A 2926-nucleotide genomic window follows, 5' to 3' on the forward strand; every position below is an offset into this window, starting at 1 on the left:
GCCCTGCACCGCCATCGGCTACCCCCACTCCCTGAGCTATTCGAGCCCGAACGGCGGACATGGAGTCACCTCGCTCGGTTTCTTCGAAACCATGCAGATAGGCTGGATTGCAGGTGGCCCGTTCTATGTGTCCCTGCCCGACGAAATGCTGAAGCGGCAGGAGCTGGAAGAGCGCGGCCACACCGTCGAGGGCGAGCCGTGGCAGCCGCTCCCCGGCATGGTCGAAATCCTGAAAGAGGAAATGGACCTCGACTTTGCGCGGGCGAAGCTCGCGCAGGCAGGTGCGGCATGAGCCGGTACGCCAAAGACACCAGCGTTTCGGTCAGCAACAGCAAAGCCGAAATTGAGCGCATCCTTGAACGCTACGGCGCTAGCCAGTTCATGTCGGGCTGGGATGCAGAGAAGGCCATGCTCGCGTTCGGGATGCAGGGCAGGCAGGTGCGCTTCGTCCTGCCCATGCCCTCAAGATCGGAAAAGCGCTTCACCCATCACAGCCGAGGCGTCCGCACACCTGAGGCGGCGCAGAAGGAATGGGAGCAGGCCTGCCGCCAGCGTTGGCGCGCTCTCGCTCTGGTGGTCAAGGCCAAGCTGGAAGCGGTCGAGGTGGGTATCTCGGAATTCGAAGACGAGTTCCTCGCCAACATCGTCATGCCCGACGGTCTCACGGTCGGCCAGCAGGCCAGACCGATGATCGCGCATGCTTACGCCAACCCCGGCGACGTGCGGGCTTTGCTGCCGGATTACTCCAAGGGCGAGCAGCAATGATCCCCCGCCTCACAATCGCCCGCTGGTCCGGCCAGGACGACGGCCTGCACGATTACGCAGGCCGCTCGATGGCCATCGAATGGCTGGGCCTCATCCTCGAACTTAACTTCGGAAAGGCGCAAGCATGACCGGCCTGTTCTCCGGTGGCGTCCGCATGCTCCACGAAGAGGCGGTCGAACTCACCCTGCAGTCGCTGCTTGCCTATTGGGATCGGCACGAACACGTCGCCGTCGCCTGGTCTGGCGGGAAGGACAGCAGCGCCACCCTCACGTTGATCATCCACCTGATCGAGGCGGGATACCTGCCCCGGCCCGCGCGCCTGCATGTCTTCTACGCCGACACCCGGCAGGAACTGCCCCCCATCCAGCGCGCCGCCGATCTGATGATCGCATTGCTCAAGACGCGCGATTGGATCGAGGTGACCGTAGTCTGCGCCCCGCTCGACAAGCGCTTCATGGTCTACATCCTCGGCCGCGGCGTGCCCCCGCCGAACAACAACACGCTGCGCTGGTGCACTCGCCAGATCAAGGTGGAGCCAATGGCCGAGGCGCTGGGCGAGGCCATTGCTGCCATGCCCGGAACGGCGCTGATGATCACCGGCGTGCGCGAGGGCGAGAGTGCGGTGCGCGATGGCCGGATCGCCATGTCCTGCAGCAAGGATGGCGCGGAGTGCGGGCAAGGCTGGTACCAGCAAGTGCTTCCGGAGGCGAAGGGGATCAAGGGGCGAATCGCCACCCTTGCACCGATCCTGCACTGGCGGGTCTGCACTGTGTGGGATTGGCTGCGCATCTACGCTCCCCGCCCGGAGTTCGGTCGCTGGCCCACTGCGATCCTCGCCGACGCTTATGGCGGAGACGACGCTGAAGAGGTCAACGCCCGCACCGGCTGCATTGGCTGCCCTCTGGCTGCGAAAGACACCGCGCTCGATGTCATTTGTGACATGCCGGCATGGTCTCACCTCGCCCCGCTGAAGGAACTGAAGCCGCTCTACCGGTGGATGCGCGAGCCCGCCCAGCGGCTGCGCAAGTCGGGTGTCGAGCGGCTGAAGGATGGCAGCATTGCCAAGAACCCGCAGCGCATGGGGCCGCTCACACTCGAAGCCCGCTCGATTGCGCTCGAACAGATACTCGACATCCAACGCCGCGCCCACGTCGACCTGATCAACAGCGAGGAAGAGGCGCGCATTCGAGAGCTGATCGCGGCCCGCACGTTTCCCGACAAGTGGGCTGGGGACGAACCCCGCGCCGATCGCTGGCTCGATGCGGTCTATCAAGACGGCTCGGTGCAGCCGATCCTCTTCAGGGACCTAGTCGGCTCATGACCTTCACCATCGAGAACGAACTTCCTGGCAGCGGCATTCTCACCGTTCGGCTTGGCAACCGCGTCACCCTCTCCTGCGGCGATGCCTACGCCATCCGGCCCACCTTGGGCTGGATGGACGCCGACGTCATGGACCCGCCCTACTTGTTCCGCGCTGAAGGCGGCGGACAATACCGCAAAGCCCGCCAGGGCGGCATGGACCAGATCGTTGATGAGCAGCTGCACAAGGGCTTCGATCACGCGATCCTCAACCCGCTGCTGTGCGGCGCGGCGGTGGTCTTCTGCCACAACGACCAGCTGGCCAAGCTGCTGCCCTATCTCGACGGCAGCTTTGAACGGCTCGCCCTTTGCATGTGGCGGAAAAAGAACCCGCAGCCCCTCGCCAACAAGCACTACCGGCCGGACAGCGAGTTCTACGTGCACTGCTGGTCGAGGGGCTACCACCCGCAGGGCACGCTGGCCGACAAGGCCCGCACGGTCGACGCCTACTCGGTGCGCGGCAAGGCCAAGTTTGGCCACCCCACCGTGAAGCCCGACGCCGTGATGGACAAGATCGTCCGCAACGTCGCCGGCAGCACAATCTGCGATCCCTTCATGGGCACCGGCTCGACCGGTGTCGCGGCCGTGAAGGCGGGCAAGGCCTTCGTCGGGATCGAGCAGAACCCCACCCACTTCGAAACCGCCTGCCACCGCATCGCGGCAGCATTGGAAGGAACCGCACAATGAAGGCTCTCACCATCTGGCAGCCATGGGCCAGCCTGATCATCGCCGGGGCCAAGCCCTACGAATTCCGGGGCTGGCGTCCGCCCGCATCGATCATCGGCCAGCGCATCGTGATCCA

The 2926-nt window shown here is 64.9% G+C and carries 5 protein-coding genes; all 5 read left to right on the plus strand.

Annotated elements, in window-relative coordinates; all coding sequences use genetic code 11:
- On the plus strand, positions 1 to 292 hold a 292-nt coding region (locus tag NBV68_RS18875), incomplete at its 5' end, for a hypothetical protein (RefSeq protein WP_296313007.1).
- Positions 289 to 765, plus strand: coding sequence for a hypothetical protein (locus NBV68_RS18880; RefSeq protein ID WP_296313010.1), 477 nt, complete (start codon positions 289 to 291; stop codon positions 763 to 765). The genes NBV68_RS18875 and NBV68_RS18880, both read left to right, overlap by 4 nt.
- Positions 762 to 893 carry a hypothetical protein gene (locus NBV68_RS18885; protein WP_296313012.1) on the plus strand — a complete coding sequence of 44 codons (132 nt, stop codon included), beginning with the start codon at positions 762 to 764 and terminating at the stop codon, positions 891 to 893. Before NBV68_RS18880 ends, NBV68_RS18885 begins: the two co-directional genes overlap by 4 nt.
- On the plus strand, positions 890 to 2086 hold the full coding sequence (locus NBV68_RS18890; RefSeq protein ID WP_296313014.1) for a phosphoadenosine phosphosulfate reductase family protein: 1197 nt from the start codon (positions 890 to 892) through the stop codon (positions 2084 to 2086). Before NBV68_RS18885 ends, NBV68_RS18890 begins: the two co-directional genes overlap by 4 nt.
- Positions 2083 to 2811, plus strand: a complete 729-nt coding sequence (locus NBV68_RS18895; protein WP_296313017.1) for a DNA methyltransferase — start codon at positions 2083 to 2085, stop codon at positions 2809 to 2811. The genes NBV68_RS18890 and NBV68_RS18895 overlap by 4 nt, the downstream gene beginning before the upstream one ends.
- Positions 2812 to 2926: the final 115 nt, after the last annotated feature.

The organism is Erythrobacter sp., assembly GCF_023653175.1.
GTDB lineage: Bacteria > Pseudomonadota > Alphaproteobacteria > Sphingomonadales > Sphingomonadaceae > Erythrobacter.

Excerpts from the sequence above, each read along its gene's own strand:
- NBV68_RS18880 (WP_296313010.1), top strand. The coding sequence starts at position 289 with ATGAGCCGGTACGCCAAAGACACCAGCGTTTCGGTCAGCAACAGCAAA.
- NBV68_RS18885 (WP_296313012.1), top strand. The coding sequence starts at position 762 with ATGATCCCCCGCCTCACAATCGCCCGCTGGTCCGGCCAGGACGACGGC.
- NBV68_RS18890 (WP_296313014.1), top strand. The coding sequence starts at position 890 with ATGACCGGCCTGTTCTCCGGTGGCGTCCGCATGCTCCACGAAGAGGCG.
- NBV68_RS18895 (WP_296313017.1), top strand. The coding sequence starts at position 2,083 with ATGACCTTCACCATCGAGAACGAACTTCCTGGCAGCGGCATTCTCACC.